Raw genomic sequence first — 20,571 nt, 5'->3', positions numbered from 1 at the left:
ATTCGTGATATCGCCGATCAAACGAACCTGCTGGCACTTAACGCTGCCATTGAAGCTGCACGTGCTGGTGAGCACGGCAGGGGCTTTGCAGTCGTAGCTGATGAGGTGCGAAAACTAGCAGAACGCACACAAAAATCGCTTGGCGAAATAGAAGCAAACACAAACGTTTTAGCCCAATCAATCAACGAAATGAGCGAGTCAATCAAAGAACAAGCCGACGGCATAAATATGATAAATCAAAGCGTCGCCCAAATAGACAATCTCACTCGTGCAAATGTCGGCGTAGCAAACCGCACAAACGAAGTAACCGCCGAAGTTGATGATATGGCAAAAGCCATCGTCGCTGATGTAAGAAAAAAGAAATTTTAATTAAAGGGGCAATGCCCCTTTTAATTTTAAATATTTAGTTTTAATGCTTTTTGTCTTTGTAAGTTTTGTCTTTGGATTAAAAATTTTTAAATATTAAAAACCTAAAAAACATAGCAAAAATTTACATAAAAAAATACTTTAAAGAGTTTGAAATTTTATTATAAAATTACACTGCTGTATAGATAGCAGGATTGCTGATATATGTCGGTCTATGCACAGACTAATAATCCCAGCCACCTATATATAAAAACAAGCTGGCAGCACAACAAACGCCAAAAATATCGCTGATAAAAAGGCAGTTGCGGTTTGGCGGAGCGAGCCTTTTAGCGGTAAAGGTATGTAAATACAAAAACCCTAATCCACTCTCAAAGCTTAATAAATAGACACATATCAAAAAAAGACATTATTAAGGCTTTTAAATTTAATCAGCTCCGTATCTCCACATAAATTTCATCAAAACAGGCTTATTGCAAAGAGTGATAATGGATATTTTTTGGTGTTTGATACGGACTATCTTTATATGATTTATAAATCAAGTGGCTTTTGCCCTGCAAAAAAAGCAATTAGAACAAACTTTTTTAAAAATTCTATTAAAGAAAAAACAGAGGTGCTAAAATGGAGTGTTTTATAAATTTAGGCAACGGCTGGGTTATTGAAAACAAAAAACATTGATAAAGGAGTAAAATTTATTGACTTAGACCTTGATGTGCCGTTTGGGCAGTTTGAATGCATTAAATACTAACAAAGCAGTAAGCCAGCTGCTAGACTTACGTCCGTAAGTAATTAAGTGAACATATGGCAATGGGTGAATGTTGCTGTTGCCACGCACTGCTAAAATATATTTAATTGGTGCTGTAAAATAATATCTTTTACTGTTAACGAGTAACGCTTTTTGTTGCAAGCATTCGCTAATTTAAAATTGGTGTTTGCAGTTTTAGATTTTAGAAAATTAAAATTTTAAGCTTTTTTAACTAAAATAAAACAAAAAATTTGGAGAAAAGCGTGAAAAAAGAGATAATGTTATGCTCAATTTGCTCACTTAGCGTGGGTGTTTGCGGTGAGGATTGTGCTTACTGCACACAAAATGTAAATGCAAAAGATATAAACCGCTACGACATAAAAAGCGAAGAGGTCGTGATAAACGAAGCAAAAATCGCCAAATCGCACGGAGCTTTGGGCTTTTGCCTTGTTACAAGTGGGGCTGGGCTTGATGATACTAAAACGCAAAAGGTCGCACGTCTTGCAAGGGTAGTGAGTAAAAATGTGCCGGGCTTAATGCTAATTGCCTGCAACGGCATTGCTTCAAAAGAGCAGTTAAAGGAGCTTAAAGAGGCTGGAATTTTTAGCTACAACCACAATCTTGAAACAAGCCGTGAGTTTTTTTCTAAAATTTGCACCACGCACACTTGGGAGCAAAGATATGAGACAAACTTAAACGCAAAAGAGGTCGGCTTAGAGCTTTGCTGTGGCGGAATTTACGGACTTGGCGAGAGCGATGATGATAGAGTTAGCTTTCTTAAAAGTCTAGTTAGCTTAAAGCCATTTTCAAGTCCGATAAATTTTTTCGTAAATCAGCCGTCGCTAAACTACAACGTAAAACCGATTGAGATTAACGAGGCCTTTAAAATCATTGATAATCACGTAAAAGCCCTGCCAGAGTGCCGTGTAATGGTCGCTGGCGGCAGGGAGCATATCTTAAAAGATAGGCAATATGAAATTTTTAATCACGGCGTGAGTGCCATTGTTTTAGGCGACTATCTTACGATAAAGGGCGAAGCTATGCCAAAGGATGTTAGCGTTCTAAAACAGCTTGGATTTAGCTTTGCTGGGGCGTGTCATTAAAAATTTTAGGCTATAATCGCTCATTTTATTTTAATTTACGGATTTTTATGGACGGACTTTCAACGCTTATTGTTTTGGCTTTTATCGTTTTTGCATCGCCATATTTTTCAAAACTAGCACGCGCTCCGATTGCAGCAGTTGAGATTATTATGGGCTGTTTGGCTGGGTATTTTGGCTTTATTGAGCCAAATGAAACCTTTAAAATGGTAAGCCACGTGGCATTTTTGTTTTTGATGTTTTTAGCTGGTATGGAGATTGATTTAAGGGAGGTTTTAAGCGCTGATAGAAAAATTTTAAAACAGGGCTTTATCTACCTTGGACTGCTCTATTTTTTGGCGTTTATCATCACTTTTGGACTTGATTTAAATAACCTTTTTATTATCATCGTGCCGATTATGAGCGTTGGTATGATTTTTACGCTTTTTAAAGAATACGGCAAAACGCAAGAGTGGCTAAATTTAAGTATGCTTGTCGGCTCAATCGGCGAAGTCATTAGCATTGTTTTAGTTACCTTTGCCGCTTCGTTTTTAGAGTTTGGGTCAAGCTATAAATTTTGGCTTAGCATACTTTATTTGATGCTATTTTTAGGGCTTAGCGTGGCTGGGTATAAAATTTTACGCCTGATTTTTTGGTGGTATCCAAATTTAAAGGTCATCTTTATGCCACATTACGATAAAAATGAAAAGGACATTCGCCTTTGCATTGCGCTGTTTTTTGCGATGATTGCGGTGATGATGTATCTACACCTTGAAGTCGTATTTGGCGTGTTTATCGCTGGTATGTTTGTAGCGACGTTTTTTGACCATAAAAAGGATTTGCCACATAAACTTGGTAGCTTTGGCTTTGGCTTTTTAGTGCCGATATTTTTTGCCTACGTTGGCACGACATTAAAGCTTGAAAATTTACTAATCTCATCGGTGGTAAATTACGCTATTTTCATCGCATTTTTACTATTTTTATGCAGGTTTTTATCTAGCTTTGTCTTTTTAAATAGACTTGGCTTTAAGGGCGTGGTTTTATTCTCGCTATCCCAGTCAATGCCACTGACGCTTTTAGTTGCTGTTGCTACCATAGCACACAACGCAGGGGGCATAAGCGATGAAATTTACTCATCTTTTATCCTAGCAAGCCTACTTCAAGCTATAATAGCAATGATTTTTATTAAAATAACATTTAACATAAAACAAGGGGGATGATATGAAAAATTCAGTAACTTTAACCGACAATAGAAACGGCAACAGCTACGAATTCCCAATTCTAAACGGCACAATGGGTCCGGATGTGATTGATATTTCTACCTTTTTTACGCAAACTGGTATGTTTACTTTTGATAGGGGTTATACATCAACGGCGATGTGTCGTTCTAGCATTACATATATTGATGGCTTAAAGGGCGAGCTAATGCATAGGGGCTACGATATCGCCTATCTAGCGGAGAATAAAACCTACCTTGATGTTGCGTATTTGCTTTTAAATAAGGAGCTGCCTAGCAAAGAGCAGTTTTTGGAGTTTAAATCCGAGCTAAAAAAACGCTCATATATTCACGAAGGTATGATGAAAATTTTTGATGCTTTCCCAAGTGGTGCTCATCCAATGGCAGTGCTTCAAGCGTCAGTTTCGGCTCTTTCTGCGTTTTATTCAGATCACTTAAATATGAATAAACCAGAAGAATACAAAGAGATGGCAATGCGAATTATCGCTAAAATTCCAACCCTTGCAGCATTTAGCTACCGCCACAAAAAGGGCTATCCTATCATCTATCCAAACCTAGATCGTGGCTTTACTGAGAATTTTCTTTATATGCTTCGTGCTTATCCTTACGAGCACGTGGATTTAAAGCCAGTTGAGATTAAGGCGCTTGATACGGTCTTTATGCTTCACGCCGATCACGAGCAAAACGCCTCAACTACGACCGTTAGAACCGTCGGCTCAACGCACGCTCATCCTTACGCCTGTATAGCTGCTGGGATTGGTGCGCTTTGGGGACACGCTCACGGCGGTGCAAACGAGGGCGTGATAAGACAGCTTGAAGCCATTGGCACGGTTGATAATGTAGATAAAATCATCGCTCGTGCAAAGGATAAAAACGACCCATTTAGGTTAATGGGCTTTGGGCATAGGGTTTATAAGAATTTTGACCCACGCGCAAAGGTGCTAAAATCAATGTGCTATCAGTTGCTTGATGAGATAGGCATAAATTCAGAGCTGATAAAAATCGCAAATCGCATTGAAGAAATAGTGCTAAATGATGAGTATTTCATCTCACGAAATCTCTATCCAAACGTGGATTTTTACTCTGGACTTATCTTAAAGGCGCTTGGAATTCCAAACGATATGTTTGCCGTGATTTTTGTCATCGGCAGAACGCCGGGCTGGATTAGCCAGTGGATAGAGCTAAAAGAGCAAGACACGATTAAAATCGTCCGCCCACGTCAGCTTTATGTCGGACACACAAACAGAACGCCAAAATGAGAGATTTGCTTGATTTAGCGAAATTTTCAGCCCTACAAGCTGGGGCTGAAATCCTAAAACACTACGAAAAATACGACCTTTTTACCAAAACCGACAAATCCCCGCTAACAAGTGCTGACCTAGCCTCAAATAAAAAAATCTTTGAAATTTTAGGCAAAAGTGGGATTAAAATCAGCTCTGAGGAGCAAATTTTAAGTGAAGTGTGCGATGAGTTTTGGCTGGTTGATCCGCTTGATGGCACGAAGGAATTTATAGATAAAAACGGCGAATTTTGCGTGTGCATCGCACTTATAAAACACGGCACACCAGTGCTTGGCGTGATCTTTATCCCGTGTGAAAATGCACTTTTTTACGCATCAGAAAACGGAGCGTTTAGAGTTGATTTAAACACGCAAACAAGCATAAAACTAGGGCAAAATGATGAGAAAATTTTCTACCTAAGCAGACGCTCGGCTGGTGCAAAAAGCACGGCACTTGCAAATCATTTTGGCTTTAAAACCCAAAAAATCGGCTCAGCGATAAAATTTTGCCGTCTTGTGCAAAATGGCGGAATTTACGCCAGATTTAGCCCAAGCTACATTTGGGACAACGCCGCTGGCGACGCTTTGGTGCGTTTTAGCGGCGGAGCGATGATAAGCTTAAAGCAAAAAACAGCACCGACTTACGACCTAACCGAGCTAAAAAACCCGCATTTTATAGCTTTAAGCCATAAATTTTTAGTGCTTAAAGATGAGATTTTTGAGCGTTTAGCCTAAAATAACAAATAGTTTTATTGGTTTTTTAACTCATTTAGTAAATCAGAAATTTTTATGCTTTGTAGTTTTGATTTTAGGGCGTCTTGCGTGGCGATGAAGTGTGGTGTTAAAAGAGCGTTGATTTTGCCACCTAGCGGACACTCAATTGGGGCGTTGTGAATTTTAAACATCAAGTCGTGGTTTTCATTAATCGCTGCAAAAATATCAAAAAGCGTGATCTCCTCTGGCGTTTTAGCAAGGCTAAGTCCGCCAACTCCCGGCTTTGTAATGACAAGTCCAGCACGTTTTAACTCGCCGATGATATTGCGAACGATTACTGGATTTGTGCCGATCGTTTGGGCTAAAAATTCGCTCGTGTTTTTCTCATCTTTAAAAAACTCCACGCTTAATAAAATATGAATTGCGGTTGAAAATTTCACTCCAATTTGCATTTTACCTCCAAAATTTTGGGCTAATTATAGCCCAAAAAATCTATTTTTCTAAAACGCTAAAACGTTTGCCAATAAATTTTGCATTTTTTAGCTCATCAACCATAGCGATTGCGTAGTCAGCGTAGCTTATCTTGCTCTCGCCCTTGCTATTTAGCGTAAATTTCTCCCCAGCCACGATATATTCGCCAGTTCTTGGTGCGTCTGGCTCAAACTCGGCTGCTGGGCTAAGATATGTCCATTTTACGTCGTTTCGCTTTCTAAGCTCGGCTAATCCCGCTTTCATCGCATTTGCGACAGGTTTGTATTCATCTGGGAATTCTGGCGTATCAACTAGCATAACGCTTAGTGCGTCATCAACGTATAGGCTACCAGCGCCGCCGACAACTAAAAGGCGTGTGTTTGTGTTGCTTAGTAAATTTGCTAAGTGATTTAGCGTAGTCGTGTGAAGTGGCAAGGTTTCTGGCGTCCAAGCCGCAAATGCCGTAATCACAGCGTCAAATCCCGCAAGGTCGGCTTTTTCTAAGCTTAAAATATCTTTGTAGATAACCTTAACTTTGTCGTTTTTGTAATCTTTATTTCTAACGACCGCTGTTACTTCGTGTCCTTGATTTAAAGCCTCGTTTAATATGGCTTCGCCTGCTTTGCCGTTTGCTGCTAAGATTGCTATTTTCATTGTTTGTCCTTTGTTTTGATTTAGTTGTAATGCTTTAACTTACAACCGATGAGCGAAGTATAGTAGAATTTTATTGTAATGTCAAGAGTTACAACAAAAATTTTTATATTTTAAAATTTTAGCCTTTTAAAACTATCATCGCCAATATATCTTAAAATGCGAAAAAGCACCGAAAAATCGCTCTTTTTTGCACCATTATTAATTAAAATTTGAGCGATTTTAATCTGATTATCTATGAAATTTTATACAAATCGCTTTTAAAAAACAGCTCGGCTTTTGCCCTATCTAGGTTTTTATCAAGCAAATTTATGCCGTTTTGCGATAAAAAAATGAGAATTTCTGTGTCAAATTTCTTAGTAATTTGGCTAAAATCGGCTCCATTATTTGCTAAAAACTCAAAGCTTTTTATCTTATTTGCAAAAAGTGTCATCTCAATTAGACTTACATTTGCGACTTTTATGTCTTTAAAAACGCCTAAATTTAGCGACGCTTCAAGCAGTGCCTTTGTCTTTTCATCGCTAAAATTTTTACTTAAAATAAAGGCTGAAAAAAGAGAAATCGGGTCATCTTTGTAGATTATTTTTGGGTTTAAAAGAGAGTTTAAAAGGCAAAAAATGGCTAGAAAATTCATCTAGCCTTCAATTATTTGCTCTTTGTGTTTGCACTCCAAGCACTCAATAAACGTGCCTTTTTTTAGCTCTTTTTTGATCGTGCTACCACCACAATTTGGGCATTTTATCAGTGTTGGCTCATAATTTGAAATAAAGTCGCATTTTGGGTAGTTTAAACAGCCAAAAAATTTACCACGTTTTGAGATTCTCTCAACAATCTCGCCGCCACATTTTGGGCAAGGCACTTCAATTTTTTTAGGCTCTTTTTTTGATTTTTCATCGGTGTTTGTTGCGTTTTGTTTTAAATTTCGTGAAAATTTACATTTTGGGAAGTTATTGCACGCTATAAATTTACCATATCGCCCACTTCGCTCAACCAAGTCGCCAGTGCCACATTCTGGGCATTTCTCGCCGATTGGCGTGGCTACTTTTAGGCTTTTTATGCCGGTTTTGCCGCTTGAAATTTTATCCATAAATGGGTAGTAAAACTCGCCTAAAACTTTTTGCCAGTCGGCTTTATCTTCGGCGATTAGATCAAGTTTTTCTTCTAAATTTGATGTAAATTCGCTATCAACAATATCGTTAAAATGCTCTTCTAAAACGCTCATCATCAAAAAAGCAATCTCATTTGGCACGAGCTGTTTTTTCTCTACTTTTACGTATTCTCGTGAGGTTAAAAGCGTGATAGTTGGGGCGTAGGTGCTAGGTCTGCCAATGCCTAAACTTTCAAGCTTTTTAACAAGCCCGGCTTCTGAGTAGCGTGATGGTGGCTCGGTAAAATGCTCGCTGTCTTTGATGCTTTGTATTTTTAGCTCGTCGCCGATTTTTAGCTCTGGCAGGATTAAGTCCTTGTCCATATCGCCATAAACCCTGTAAAATCCGTCAAAAACGAGCTTTTTGCCACTTAGCTTAAACTCGCCACTCTCGCTTTTTACAAAGACATTTTGCGTTTGGCTTATGCTTTGGCTCATCTGACAGGCTAAAAAGCGGTTGTAGATTAGGGTGTAGAGTTTTAGGGCGTCCTTTTCTAGGAATTTTGCCGCTATTTGTGGCGTGAAATTTAGATTTGTCGGGCGAATGGCTTCGTGGGCTTCTTGTGCGCCTTTTGATTTTGTTACGTATGAGATTGGCTTTTCTGGCAGATACTTATCTCCAAACTCCTTTTTAATTAGCTCACGAGCCGATTTTACCGCTTCGGCGGCTAAATTTAGGCTATCTGTTCTCATATAAGTTATCGCACCCATAAAGCCCTCGTGAGTTTGCACACCTTCATATAAATTTTGAGCTATCATCATCGTTTTTTTAGGGCTAAAACCAAGCCTATTTGAGGCTGATTGTTGAAGTGTTGAGGTCATAAATGGCGGTTGAGCAGCTGTCTTTCGCTCCTTGCTCTCAATATCGCTAACTGCGAATTTCTCGCCCTTTAAACGCTCTACGATAAGCTTTGCTCTGTCTGGATTTAGGATTGTTAGCTTCTCAATTTTTTGATTTTCAAATTTTATAAGCTCGGCGTCAAGGTTGGTTTTAAATTTCGTATCAATGCTAAAATATCTAGTCGGCACGAAAGCCCTAATTTCACGCTCTCTATCCACGATGATTTTAAGCGCTGCTGACTGAACGCGCCCAGCTGAAAGCCCTTTTTGGATTTTTAAATTTAAAAGCGGACTTAGCTTGTAGCCTACTATTCTATCAAGCAAACGCCTTGCTTGTTGGGCATTTACGCTATTCATATCAATGTGGCGTGGGTTGTTTAGGGCGTGATTTATGGCGTTTTTTGTTATCTCGTGAAAGACTATTCGTGGTAGCTTTTTAGCGTCCTTGCCAATGGCATTTGCAATGTGAAAAGCAATGGCCTCGCCCTCTCTGTCCTCATCGGTAGCTAGGTAAATTTCATCGGCGTTTTTGGCTAGTTCTTTTATCTCTTTTACAATTTTTGAGTGATCAGCACTTACTCTGTATTCTGGTGTGAAGCTCTCGCCTTCAATTTTGATACCAAAACTCGTTTTTGGCAGGTCTCTAATATGCCCTTTTGAAGCGATGACTTCGTAGTCCTTGCCTAAAAAATTCTTAATCGTTTTTGCCTTTGCTGGGGACTCCACAATGATAAGATTTTTCATATTAGCTTCCTTTTTGTAGTAAATTTTGGTGTTATTTTATCAGAAAATTTCAAAAAAATGCTCCTGTGCTAGTCTAATTTCAATGTCTAAAATGTAATTAATTGCAAATTCATTTAGGTTTTTAACCCCTTTAATCTCCTTGCCGTTTATATCTTTTAAGGTTATGTTGTTTGCTTTTACGAATTTTAAAAACTCATCGGCGATTGTGTAAATGTCGTTTTTGCCATCAAATTTTAAAAGAGCGTAAAAGTCTTGCTGTTTTACACCTTTCCAGTAGCGATTTGTTTCATTTGCAAATGAAATCACTGGATTTGGCTCTTTTAAGAAGTATTTTACGTAAGGGATTAGGGCTTGTTTTAGGCGAGTTTTGCCTACTTCGTAGCGAATGCTTGGCATCTCTTTTGGATAAAACTTGCACCCCTTGCTTAAAATTTCAATAAATCCTAAATACGCACTTAGCTTTAAGCTTGGCTCAATTAGGCTTACTAAATCGCCTAAATTTATGCTTTGTGGGTAGGTTTGATTAAAGATTAGATATAGCCACTCATAAGAGTTACTCATTAAAACTCCACGCTCGTTTTTGTAGCCATCTTGCGATTTGGCAAAATAATCAACAATGTGAAGCCTGTTTATCTCCTTTACGCTTATGTTTTTTGTGGCGTTTTTGTAGGCGTCTTTATGCACGATTAGGCTTTGGCGAAATCTATTTTGGGTGTAAAAGTCTAAAAACTGCTCTTGTGCCACTCTATCTAAACCCCCCCCCATAGCGATAAAATCATCAATCTCGCTAATGCCCATATTTGGTCTAAACAGGTCATTCATATCGCTCTCACAAAGATAATCAAGTCCGTGTCTATGCAAATCATCAACAAAATCAATAAAATAAAACGGCACATTTATCGCCTCTAAAAATTCGTGTGCTATGTAGTGGTCTTCGTGATTTAGGGTGTTTTCTATCCAGTTTAAAATCACTTTGCTATCTTCATCATCTTTGCCTTGTAGGAATTTTTTATATACTTCAAGCCCTTTTCTAGCTATTGCTACCTTATCTTTTGCACTGGCTTCATTTCGTGAAACAAAAAGCATATAATCTCTAATAATCTCCTTTACCTTCCAGCCCGGATAGGTGTTATATGATACGTAAGCTACGCCGTTTGGGGCTAATTTTTGGCTAATTAACTCCAAAATGGCGTCACGAACGACCTTTGGCACCCAGCTATAAACTCCGTGCGTGATGATATAGTCAAATTTGCCGTATTCATCAAGCTTATCGCCTATATCGCAGACATTTGCTTGGATTAGTTTTAGGTTATTTAGGTTAAAACTCTTAACAAGCTCGCTGCCCTTTTTAATCTGCTCGCCACTTAAATCAATGCCGACAATGGTTGCGTTTGGGTTATCAAAGGCAAATGGGATTAGATTACCGCCATAAGAACAGCCGATTTCTAAAATTTTAGCGTTGGCTGAAATTTGCGGATTTATGTCTAAAATCCTGCCACAAGCTTCTAAGTGAAGTGGCGAACATTGTGCAAAAGCCGATGAGCGGTAGGGTAGCTCGTTATATGATTTTTCAAGCTCGTTTGTGATTTCGTTTTGATTTTGCATAGATTATCCTTAAAAATTTTTGTAATTATAGTATAAAATTAAACTTTAAAATGGTAAAATCGGACAAAAATTTTAAAAAATTTTAATTTTTTGTTTAAAATTTAGAAAAAATTTTAGCAAAAGGCGAAAAGATAAGTCAAATTTTAAACAAAATAAGAACGTAAAAAGGCGAAGTATTGCAAAGCTAGGCTAGGCGGAGGCGAAAAATCAAACGGAGCGGACACGTGGTCCAGAGTAAAAATAAAGGCAAAGTGTCGCACAGCAGGACAAGGCAGACAAGCGAACGCAAGGGAGTTGCCGTGTTGGCAATGACCGAAGCGTGAAGCGAAGTCTAACGATGTAATGCGAAGCGAAACGAGCCGTGAAAAGGTAAAATATGAAAATTTCAGTTGTTGGCACTGGTTATGTTGGCTTAGTCAGCGGTGCCTGTTTTGCAAAAATGGGCAACGAAGTAACCTGCATTGACATTGATAAAAACAAGATAGAACGCCTAAAAAACGGCGAAATTCCAATCTATGAGCCTGGGCTTAGCGAGATTGTAAAAGAGTGCGTGGCAAACGATACTTTAAAATTTAGCACCGATTTAAAGGACGGCTTAAACGCAAAAGCCCTATTTATCGCTGTTGGCACACCAATGGGGGCGGACGGACAGGCTGATTTAAGATACGTTTTAGATGTCGCAAAAAGTATCGGAGAAAACCTAACAAATCCCCTAATCATCGTGGATAAATCAACGGTGCCAGTTGGGACGGCTGATAAGGTTAGCGAAGTTATCGCAAACGAGCTAAAAAAGCGAAATTTAGAGCTAAATTTTGAGGTAGTTTCAAACCCAGAGTTTTTAAAAGAGGGTGCGGCTGTGGAGGACTTTTTAAAGCCAGATAGGGTGGTTATTGGAGCAAGGAGCGAGTGGGGATTTGGCGTTATGCGTGAGCTTTACTCGCCGTTTATGAAAAACCACGATAGGCTCATTTGTATGGACGTCCGCTCGGCTGAGATGACAAAATACGCTGCAAATTCAATGTTAGCGACTAAAATTAGCTTTATAAACGAAATGGCAAATATCTGCGAGCTTGTGGGAGCTGATATAAATTTGGTGCGTAAGGGCATAGGTAGCGACTCGCGTATCGGTTATAGCTTTATTTATCCGGGTTGTGGATATGGTGGCAGCTGCTTCCCAAAAGACGTTGAGGCACTCATTTACACCGCTAAGCAAAACGGCTTTGAACCTAGCATTTTAAACGCCGTTGAGAGCAGAAATAAGGCGCAAAAAAGGGTGCTTTTTGATAAAATTTATCGCTTTTTTGGTGGCGATTTAGAGGGTAAAACTATCGCACTTTGGGGACTTGCGTTTAAGCCAAATACCGATGATATGAGAGAGGCTAGTTCGCTTACTTTAATAAATTTATTGCAAAACGCTGGTGCAAACGTGGTCGCTTACGACCCAAAGGCGGTTAGTGAAGCTAAAAAATATCTGCCAAACAGCGACGTAAAATACGCAAAAAATAAGTATGACGCCCTAAATAACGCCAACGCTTTGGCGTTAGTAACGGAGTGGAGTGAGTTTAGGTCGCCTGATTTTATGGAGATTAAACAGCGTCTAAAAAACGCTGTGATTTTTGACGGCAGAAATCAATATGACGCTAAAATTTTAAGCGAATATGGGTTTAAGTATTATCAAATTGGTGTGAGAGAAAATGGCGAAATTTAGAAACGCCAAAAAATTTTAAGCAAATGAAAAATATAAAAAGGCGAAGTGTCGCACAGCAGGACAAGGCAGACAAGCAAACGCAAGGGAGTTACCATTTAGGTAATGACCGAAGCGTGAAGCGAAGTCTAACGAAGTAATGCGAAGCGAAACGAGCCAGAAAAGGATTTAGAAATGAAAATTGGTATTATCGGGTTGGGTTACGTTGGCTTACCTCTAGCAGCCGCATTTAGCGCAAAATACGAAGTAGTGGGCTTTGACATAAACAAAGCAAGGATAGATGAGCTTATTGGCGGATTTGACCGCACATTAGAGCTTGATAAGACGCAAATGCAAACAGCTTTGCAAAACGGTATAAAATTTAGCCTAAATTTAGACGACATTAAGGACTGCAATTTTTACATTGTAACCGTGCCAACGCCGATTGATAAAAACAATCGCCCAGACTTAACGCCGGTTATAAAAGCTAGTCAAAGTGTCGCAAAGGTGCTAAAAAAGGGCGATATCGTGGTTTATGAAAGCACGGTTTATCCGGGCGTGACAGAGGAGATTTGTGTGCCGATTTTAGAGCAAAGTGGGCTGAAATTTAACACTGATTTTTACTGCGGATACTCGCCAGAGCGGATAAATCCGGGCGATAAAGAGCACACCGTTACAAAAATACGCAAAATCACAAGTGGCTCAACACCAAAAATCGCCGATAAAGTAGATGAAATTTACAGCTCCATAATCACAGCAGGGACGTATAAGGCTAGTTCTATCAAGGTCGCCGAGGCCGCAAAGGTCATTGAAAACACGCAAAGAGATATAAATATCGCATTTATGAACGAACTTGCGATGATTTTTGAGCGTCTTGGCATTGACACGAGCGAGGTTTTAGCAGCGGCAGCGACAAAGTGGAATTTCTTAAATTTTCGCCCGGGGCTTGTGGGCGGACACTGCATTGGCGTTGATCCATACTACCTAACACACAAGGCACAAGAGCTAGGATACCACCCAGAAATCATTCTAGCAGGTCGTAGAATCAACGATAATATGGGCAAATACGTAGCAAGTCAGGTTATAAAACTAATGATAAAACGTGGAATTTTAATTAACAAAGCGCGTGTTTTAGTGCTTGGCGTCACGTTTAAAGAAAACTGCCCAGATATCCGCAACTCACGCGTTATAGACGTCATAAACGAGCTTAAAGATTTTGGTTGCAAGGTTGATGTAAGCGACCCTTGGGCTAGTAGCGATGAGGTAAGACACGAATACGGCTTTGATTTGGTGCAAAATTACGTGCTAAAAGACTACGACTGTGCCCTTTTAGCGGTCGCTCACAATGAGTTTAAAACCCTAGATTTAGGCGATTTGCTCGTTTATGATATAAAAAATATCTATCCAAAAGCAGACGCAAAGCTTTAATGGCACTAAATTTAGTAAGTCAAATCATCGTTTTTGTGGTGTCAATGGGGATAAATTTTATCCTCACGCCATTTATCTTAAAGAGCCTTGGCAACGAAGCTTACGGCTTTGTGGGGCTTACAAACGCAATTGTAAGCTACGCAGCCGTCATCACACTAGCCATAAACTCAATGGCAGGTCGCTTTGTCGCTTACGAGTGGCACAGGGGCGATGTGAAAACGGCAAACTGCTACTACTCATCAGTCGTCGCTTCAAACGTTTTTTTTACCCTTTTGGTGCTAATTTTAAGCTCGGTTTTTATCCTAAATTTAGAGCTTTTCTTAGATGTGCCAGAGCATTTAAAAGACGACGTTAGGCTTACTTTTTTGTTCTATTTTTTAAATTTTTGCGTTGGACTTTTTAACGCAATTTTTAGCGTAGCGATTTTTTTAAAAAACAAGCTTTTTTTACTCTCAATCAGAAACGCCATTTCAAGCCTAATCCTAGCCCTGCTTATATTTTTACTCTTTTTATCATTTCGCCCACTTATCGCATATATCGCTATCTCAGCACTCATCGCTTCAATTTTTGTGCTATTTAGCACCTTAGCGGTGGCTAAAAAAATCACGCCAGAGCTAAAATTTAGCGTTAGCAGTTTTAGCTTTAACGCCATAAAAACGCTTTTAAAATCGGGCATTTTTACCAGCTTTAACGCCCTAAACCGCATACTTTTAACCGGTATGGACCTTTTTATCGCAAACGTCTATTTAGGAGCAAATATGACCGGGATTTTAGCCGTTAGCAAGGCGACACCAATCGTGGCTGAGAGCTTTGTGGCACAAATTAGCGGGATTTTCGCGCCAAAATTTATAGAGATTTTTTCAAAAAACGACACGGCTTTACTGGTAAAAGAGGCGATTTTTTCGGTGCGTTTAACGGCGTTTTTAATCATCGCTCCAATTTGCGTTTTTATCGTGTTTGGACGCGAGTTTTACACACTTTGGCTTAGCTTTAAAGACCAAAGCGAAATAGCGCTAATTTATGAAATTTCAATGATTACGCTAGTGCCAATTTTGCTAATTAGCTTCGTTTTTCCACTTTTTAACATTGACACAGCCACAAACAAACTAATGCGTCCAGCGGTGGCAAATACGATTTTAGGCGTTAGCACGATTTTATCTCAAATTGCCATTTTAAAATTTACTGGCTACGGAATTTACGGCATTGTCATTGTTGGCGCTTTGCTTTATTCGCTTAGAATTTTTATCTTTGACCCAATAAACGCCGCTTTAAATTTAAACCTAAAACTAAGCACATTTTATCCGCCGATTTTGCGTTCTATCTTCGTTTTTGGCGTGATTTTAGGCGTTATGCTTTGTGCTAAAAATTACGCGCAAATAGATATAAAAATTTGGAGCGAGTTTGTGCTTTACTCACTACTTTTTGCCATTTTTGGCTATTTTTTATCACTTGTTTTGCTGTTTTGTAAATCAGAGCAATTTGTGGTTATAAATTTCATAAAATCAAAACTAAAAAGGCATTAAATGCAAGTTTATTTAATATCGCTACAAAAAGATGAATTAAGGCGAGAGGCCCTAAAAAATCGCTTTAAAAGCTATGATAGTTTTAAAATCATTAACGCCGTTGATGCAAGAGATTTTAGCCCAAATGAGTATTACAAAATCGCTCTAAAATCCTTTATGAGCTATAAAAGGCTGTTAAGTCCGGCTGAGATTGGCTGTGCGTTATCTCACAAAAAAGCCTATGAGGAGTTTTTAAAAAGTGGCGATGAGTTTGGCTTAATCTTTGAAGATGACGTAATTGGCGATGATTTTGGCATTAAAAAGGCAGACGAGTATGCTAAATTAATGCCAAAAGATGCCATTTTAATCCTTGGCGGACAAGACGGACTTGACGGCAGGTTTAGTGCATTTGGCAAACGCATAAAAGATGAGCTGTTTTTGGTTTCAAAGCACTCATTTGGCTCAATTTACAGAGCTGCTTGCTATATTGTGACAAAACAAAGTGCGAGAGCTCTTTTAAAAACGCAAGAGAACGCACCTTGCACGGCTGATTTATGGAGCTATCTTTTAAGCAAAGATAACTTAAAAATGTATTTTGCCGATATTTTTGCCCACCCAACCGATTTAAGCACTTCAAATTTAGAAGGCGAAAGACTTGATAGGACAGCACTTTATAAAATAGGCTTTAAAGAGTATTTGGCGACTTTGAAATTTCTATTTTTTTCAAGGTTTGAAGCTGTGTTTTTTGGATACGAAAGAATTTTTAAAAAGTAGGAATTTAAAATTATGAAAGGATACTGCGGACGTATCGCAAAGATAGGCGAGGCGGATTTAAAATTTTGCGACCGAGCGTATGCGTTATACGTGAGCGAAGGCAGATTTAAAACGCTACAAATTAGCGTTTTAAGCCGTAGCGAAAAGCAAAAAGCCAACAAAGCATATCAAAGCGAGACAACGCAGAAAAAATGAAAATTAGTATTTTAATAACAACATTTAACCGAATTGAGTTGCTTAAAAAATCCCTAAATTCAGCTCTAAATCAAGACTATAAAAATTTAGAAATTATCGTTAGCGATGATAACAGCACGGACGGCACGAGCGAGTATTTAAAATCCATAACGGATAAAAGGCTAAAAGTCATCACAAACAAAACACACGCACAAAGCCCAAATGGCAACAAAAACAACGCATTTACGCACGCTAGTGGGGAGTATGTTTGTTTGCTTGATGATGATGATGAGCTTTATTTAAACGCAATTTCAGAGTGTGTGAAATTTATAAAAATGGGCTATAAGTGCGTATTTGCCGATTGTATCTGCGAAGAAAATGGCGTAATAAGCGGTAAAATTTCAGGCAAAAATCCCTATAAAATGAGCTGTGAGATGAGTAAAATTGATTACCACTCTGGCAGGATAACTGGCGAGTATTTTAAGCTATTTTCGCGTGAATTTATAGATGATTTTAGGTTTGATGAGGCTAGTTTTGGCGGCGAAAATGAGCTTTACATACGCTTTTTTGAAAGTCCCGTTTTTTATCACAAAACGCCACTTTACATTTACCGCATAAACCGCGCCGATAGTGCTACAAAAAACGCCGTAAAACACGCTAAAAAGGTCGCTCACGCCTACATTAAAACCGCAAATTTATGCTACGAGATCGCCATAAAACACGAAAGAAAATTCCTAGCTATGCAGTATAAAAACGCAGCCTATTACGCCAAAATCGCTGGATGCTACGCGCTTATGTATCGCTGTATTTTTAAAAGTCTAAGCATAAAATTTAGCAAAGAAGCGTTTATTTTTTTACTGCTTAGCCCTTTGCCAAGTGCGTTTTTACCGACGCTCTCACGCATTAGAGTTAAAATCAAACAAAAGTTTAAGATATGAAAATTTTACTTATCATCTCAACCCTAAAAAGTGGCGGCGCTGAGCGAGTTTGCGCGCTTTTGGCAAATGAGCTTTGTAAAACTCACAGCATTAGCCTAGCCAAATTTGATAAAAACGAGCCATTTTATGAGATAAATAGCGGTGTAAATCTTATAAATTTAAACCTAACTACGCAAAATTTAGGGCTTTTAGGCAATCTTAAAAAGCGATTTTTTAAAATTTTTGCCATTAGAAATTTGATTAAAAACGGCGATTTTGACGCTGTCATCTCATTTTTAGATAGCACGAATTTTTTGGTTTTATTTAGTGCTTTTGGGCTAAAAACAAAGATAATTATTAGCGAACATACAAGCTTTAACGCGCCAAAGTCTTGGTGGGTAAAGCCCCTAAAAAAGGCACTCTACCCACACGCTCACGCCCTAACCGTGCTTACAAAAGCTGATAAAAACCACTACGATAAATTTGTAAAAAACGTTAGCGTGATTTATAATCCAAATTTTAGCAAACCACCACAAAATGAGCCTAAAAAGCAAAATTTAGTAATCTTTGTAGGTCGCTTAATCCCCCTAAAAAACTGCCAAATGTTTGTAAAAATCGCTTCACATTTTAATGATGAGTGTGAATTTATCGTAGCTGGGGACGGAGTGGAGCGAAAAAACCTAGAAAAAATGGCAAAAAACGTGAAGTTTTTAGGCAATGTTAAAGAGATTGATAAACTTTATGAGAGTGCAAAAATCATCATCTCAACCTCAATTTTTGAAGGGCTTGGCAACACGCTAATTGAAGCCATAGGCTATGATTGCGCTAGAATTTCAACCAAAACAAGCGGTGCTTGTGAGCTAATTACAAACGAATTTGACGGCATTTTAATTGATGATGAAAAAAGCGGAGTTTTAGCACTTAGTGAGCTTCTTAAAAACGAGCAAAAAAGAGTTCGGATTTGTAAAAATGCAAGGCTAAGGCTTGGCGAGTTTGAGCTAGAAAAGATAGCAAAACAATGGGAGGCTTTGATAAAATGAAGATGCTTTTTGTCATCGCTGCCCTTAGAAATGGCGGTGCTGAGCGGGTTTTAAGTCTTGTGGCAAATGAGTTTAGTAAGAAAAATGAAGTTCATATCCTGCTTTTAGAAAATGAAAATTTGGGCTTTTATGAGTTTAATAAAAGCGTAATTTTTCACAACTTAAACGCAAAAAACGGCAAAATCGGCAAAATTTTAGCCCTAAGAAACGCCTTTAAAAGCATAAATCCGGGAGTAATTATTAGCTTTATTGACTGGACAAATGTCCTTTGCGTGGTGGCAAATTTTGGCTTAAATTACAAACTAATTGCCACCGAGCACCACGCGCACGACTACCTAAAAAGCCCCAAATTTAGGGCGATTAGAGATCTTGCCTACCGCAGAGTTAGTGCATTAAGTGTGCTAAATAGAGCCGATTTAGAGTATTATAAATTTGTAAAAAACTGCGTGATTTTACACAATCCGCTATTTTTAAAGCCAGATGAGAGCCAAAAAAAGCAAAATCTCATTTTAAGTGTGGGAAGGTTAGAGTTTGTAAAGGGTTATGACATATTTTTTAGGGCGTTAAGCAAGATTAAAACGCTAATAAATGGCTATGAAATCGCCATTGCAGGAGATGGCAGAGAAAGAGCAAATTTAGAAAAACTAGCGCTTGACTTGGGCTTAGATATTAATTTTTTAGGTCATCAAACAGATTTGGTGTCCCTTTATGAAAGAGCAAAAATTTTTGTGCTTAGCTCACGTAGCGAAGGTTTTGCAAACGTGCTAATTGAGGCTGCAAATTTTGGCTGTGCTAGGGTTTGTAGCGACACAGCAGGGGCAAGAGAGCTCGTTATTAACGGCAAGGACGCCCTTGTTTTTGAGTGCGAAAACGATGATGAGCTGGGTGCACATTTAGCCACGCTTTTAAATGATGAAAAATTAATGCAAACGCTTGGTCTAAACGCAAAAAAGAGCGCGGCAGATTTTAGCGTGGATAAAATTTTCTTAAAGTGGCAAGAGCTTGTAAATAGCGTAGTAAAGGGCATTTGATGAAAAAACTAGCCGTATTTTTATACTCAATGGGTCCGGGCGGTGCTGAGCGAGTTATCTCAAATTTATTGCCGTTTTTAAGCAAAAAATATGAGGTGCATTTGGTGCTTTTAAGCAATGTGATCGCCTATGAAATCCCGCCAGAGGTAAAAGTGCATTTTTTAGAAAACTCAGACCCTTATGAGAGCGGTGTTAAAAAGCTATTTCGTCTTGCCTTTGCCTTGCCAAATTTGGCTTTAAAATATAAAAAATTGTGCGAAAATTTAGACATTAACACTCATTTTGTGCTGATGAATAGACCTTGTTATATCGCTTTGATAGCGCGAATTTTGGGGCTAAGTGGCAAAATGGTAATAAGTGAGCGAAGTTGCCCCTCTGTAATTTATAAACACGGCATAAGTGGGCTATTTAACAGATTTTTTGTGAAATTTTTATACCCAAAAGCGGATCTTATTTTAGCAAACGCAAAGGGCAACGCTGATGATTTGGTGCTAAATTTTGGCATTAGTAAGCACAAGGTCGCCGTTTTGCCAAATGCACTAAATTTAAACGCCATAAATGAGATGAAAAATGAGCCTTTTAATAGCGATTTTGTGCCGTTTTTTATAAATATCGGACGGCTTGATAGCGGTAAAAATCAAGCGATGTTAATAAAAGCGGTAGCAAAAATCCCAAACGCAACGCTAGCGATTTTAGGCAAAGGACCTTTGCAAAACGAGCTAGAAAATCTCATAAATGAGCTTGGCGTGAGTGATCGCGTAAGGCTCTTTGGTGCGCAAAAAAATCCGTTTAAATTTATAAAAAACAGCGAGTGCTTGCTCTGTGCGTCGCGTTTTGAGGGATTTTCAAATGTGCTTATTGAAGCGTTAGCGTGTGAAAAAACGATAATCTCAACCGATCACAAAAGCGGTGCAAGGGAGCTTTTGGGTGATGATGAGTGGGGAATTTTAGTAGGCGTAGATGATGAAAATGCGATGCTAGAAGCGATGAAAAATGTGCTAGATGATGAGAATTTGCGTAAGAGCTACGAAGCAAAAGCCTACAAAAGAGCGCTAAAATTTGATAGCGTAAATGTGGCTGATACATTGATAAAATTTCTAGAAAATTAAGCTTACTTTAATGGGGGGGGGTATAATACCATTTTAT

At 38.6% G+C, this 20,571-nt stretch carries 19 protein-coding genes; 14 read left to right on the top strand and 5 right to left on the bottom strand.

Annotation, left to right across the window (positions count from 1 at the left end; genetic code table 11):
- The 5 genes from NYG85_RS06105 to NYG85_RS06085 all read left to right on the top strand — a co-directional run.
- A partial coding sequence (locus NYG85_RS06105; protein ID WP_284937607.1) for a methyl-accepting chemotaxis protein occupies nucleotides 1-369 on the top strand: 369 nt, incomplete at its 5' end.
- A gap of 1,002 nt (nucleotides 370-1,371) precedes the next feature.
- Entirely contained in the window at nucleotides 1,372-2,211 is an 840-nt protein-coding gene (locus tag NYG85_RS06100) for a biotin synthase (RefSeq protein ID WP_284937606.1), read from the top strand.
- Between the two features lie 47 nt (nucleotides 2,212-2,258).
- The gene (locus NYG85_RS06095; protein WP_284937605.1) at nucleotides 2,259-3,407 is read left to right on the top strand and encodes a cation:proton antiporter; all 1,149 of its coding nucleotides are present in this window, start codon (nucleotides 2,259-2,261) and stop codon (nucleotides 3,405-3,407) included.
- A 1-nt stretch (nucleotide 3,408) separates the two neighbouring features.
- Nucleotides 3,409-4,683: a citrate synthase gene (locus tag NYG85_RS06090; protein WP_284937604.1), complete on the top strand. Its 1,275-nt coding sequence runs from the start codon at nucleotides 3,409-3,411 to the stop codon at nucleotides 4,681-4,683.
- Entirely contained in the window at nucleotides 4,680-5,438 is a 759-nt protein-coding gene (locus tag NYG85_RS06085) for a 3'(2'),5'-bisphosphate nucleotidase CysQ family protein (protein ID WP_284937603.1), read from the top strand. Before NYG85_RS06090 ends, NYG85_RS06085 begins: the two co-directional genes overlap by 4 nt.
- A gap of 14 nt (nucleotides 5,439-5,452) precedes the next feature.
- Here NYG85_RS06085 and NYG85_RS06080 read toward each other — a convergent pair whose 3' ends face one another.
- The 5 genes from NYG85_RS06080 to NYG85_RS06060 all read right to left on the bottom strand — a co-directional run bounded on the left by NYG85_RS06080 (nucleotide 5,453) and on the right by NYG85_RS06060 (nucleotide 10,875).
- Entirely contained in the window at nucleotides 5,453-5,869 is a 417-nt protein-coding gene (locus NYG85_RS06080; RefSeq protein WP_284937602.1) for an Rrf2 family transcriptional regulator, read from the bottom strand.
- Nucleotides 5,870-5,909: 40 nt separating this feature from the next.
- Nucleotides 5,910-6,542 carry an NAD(P)-dependent oxidoreductase gene (locus tag NYG85_RS06075; RefSeq protein WP_284937601.1) on the bottom strand — a complete coding sequence of 211 codons (633 nt, stop codon included), beginning with the start codon at nucleotides 6,540-6,542 and terminating at the stop codon, nucleotides 5,910-5,912.
- A 232-nt stretch (nucleotides 6,543-6,774) separates the two neighbouring features.
- The gene (locus NYG85_RS06070) at nucleotides 6,775-7,173 is read right to left on the bottom strand and encodes a hypothetical protein (RefSeq protein WP_284937600.1); all 399 of its coding nucleotides are present in this window, start codon (nucleotides 7,171-7,173) and stop codon (nucleotides 6,775-6,777) included.
- The gene (topA, locus tag NYG85_RS06065; RefSeq protein ID WP_284937599.1) at nucleotides 7,174-9,270 is read right to left on the bottom strand and encodes a type I DNA topoisomerase; all 2,097 of its coding nucleotides are present in this window, start codon (nucleotides 9,268-9,270) and stop codon (nucleotides 7,174-7,176) included.
- Nucleotides 9,271-9,309: 39 nt separating this feature from the next.
- A complete protein-coding gene (locus NYG85_RS06060; protein WP_284937598.1) occupies nucleotides 9,310-10,875 on the bottom strand; it encodes a methyltransferase regulatory domain-containing protein in 1,566 nt (521 codons plus the stop codon).
- Between the two features lie 376 nt (nucleotides 10,876-11,251).
- Here NYG85_RS06060 and NYG85_RS06055 point away from each other — a divergent pair, with 376 nt between their 5' ends.
- The 9 genes from NYG85_RS06055 to pglJ all read left to right on the top strand — a co-directional run bounded on the left by NYG85_RS06055 (nucleotide 11,252) and on the right by pglJ (nucleotide 20,534).
- The gene (locus NYG85_RS06055; protein WP_284937597.1) at nucleotides 11,252-12,583 is read left to right on the top strand and encodes a UDP-glucose dehydrogenase family protein; all 1,332 of its coding nucleotides are present in this window, start codon (nucleotides 11,252-11,254) and stop codon (nucleotides 12,581-12,583) included.
- 171 nt (nucleotides 12,584-12,754) lie between these two features.
- Entirely contained in the window at nucleotides 12,755-13,987 is a 1,233-nt protein-coding gene (locus NYG85_RS06050) for a nucleotide sugar dehydrogenase (protein ID WP_284937596.1), read from the top strand.
- A complete protein-coding gene (locus tag NYG85_RS06045) occupies nucleotides 13,987-15,510 on the top strand; it encodes an MATE family efflux transporter (RefSeq protein WP_284937595.1) in 1,524 nt (507 codons plus the stop codon). Before NYG85_RS06050 ends, NYG85_RS06045 begins: the two co-directional genes overlap by 1 nt.
- Nucleotides 15,511-16,263: a glycosyltransferase family 25 protein gene (locus tag NYG85_RS06040; protein WP_284937594.1), complete on the top strand. Its 753-nt coding sequence runs from the start codon at nucleotides 15,511-15,513 to the stop codon at nucleotides 16,261-16,263. It abuts the gene before it with no gap.
- Nucleotides 16,264-16,275: 12 nt separating this feature from the next.
- On the top strand, nucleotides 16,276-16,458 hold the full coding sequence (locus NYG85_RS06035) for a hypothetical protein (RefSeq protein WP_284937593.1): 183 nt from the start codon (nucleotides 16,276-16,278) through the stop codon (nucleotides 16,456-16,458).
- Nucleotides 16,455-17,375 (top strand): glycosyltransferase family 2 protein, encoded by a 921-nt coding sequence (locus NYG85_RS06030; protein ID WP_284937592.1) that lies wholly within the window; start codon nucleotides 16,455-16,457, stop codon nucleotides 17,373-17,375. The genes NYG85_RS06035 and NYG85_RS06030 overlap by 4 nt, the downstream gene beginning before the upstream one ends.
- Complete coding sequence (locus NYG85_RS06025) at nucleotides 17,372-18,394, top strand: glycosyltransferase (RefSeq protein ID WP_284937591.1); 1,023 nt, start codon at nucleotides 17,372-17,374, stop codon at nucleotides 18,392-18,394. Before NYG85_RS06030 ends, NYG85_RS06025 begins: the two co-directional genes overlap by 4 nt.
- Nucleotides 18,391-19,425, top strand: a complete 1,035-nt coding sequence (locus NYG85_RS06020) for a glycosyltransferase (RefSeq protein ID WP_284937590.1) — start codon at nucleotides 18,391-18,393, stop codon at nucleotides 19,423-19,425. The genes NYG85_RS06025 and NYG85_RS06020 overlap by 4 nt, the downstream gene beginning before the upstream one ends.
- Nucleotides 19,425-20,534, top strand: coding sequence for an N-acetylgalactosamine-N,N'-diacetylbacillosaminyl-diphospho-undecaprenol 4-alpha-N-acetylgalactosaminyltransferase (gene pglJ, locus NYG85_RS06015; protein WP_284937589.1), 1,110 nt, complete (start codon nucleotides 19,425-19,427; stop codon nucleotides 20,532-20,534). Before NYG85_RS06020 ends, pglJ begins: the two co-directional genes overlap by 1 nt.
- The last annotated feature ends 37 nt before the right edge of the window (nucleotides 20,535-20,571 follow it).

The organism is Campylobacter gastrosuis (genome assembly GCF_030249845.1).
Lineage (GTDB): Bacteria > Campylobacterota > Campylobacteria > Campylobacterales > Campylobacteraceae > Campylobacter_A > Campylobacter_A gastrosuis.
This window is presented reverse-complemented; position numbering and strand designations above follow the sequence as displayed.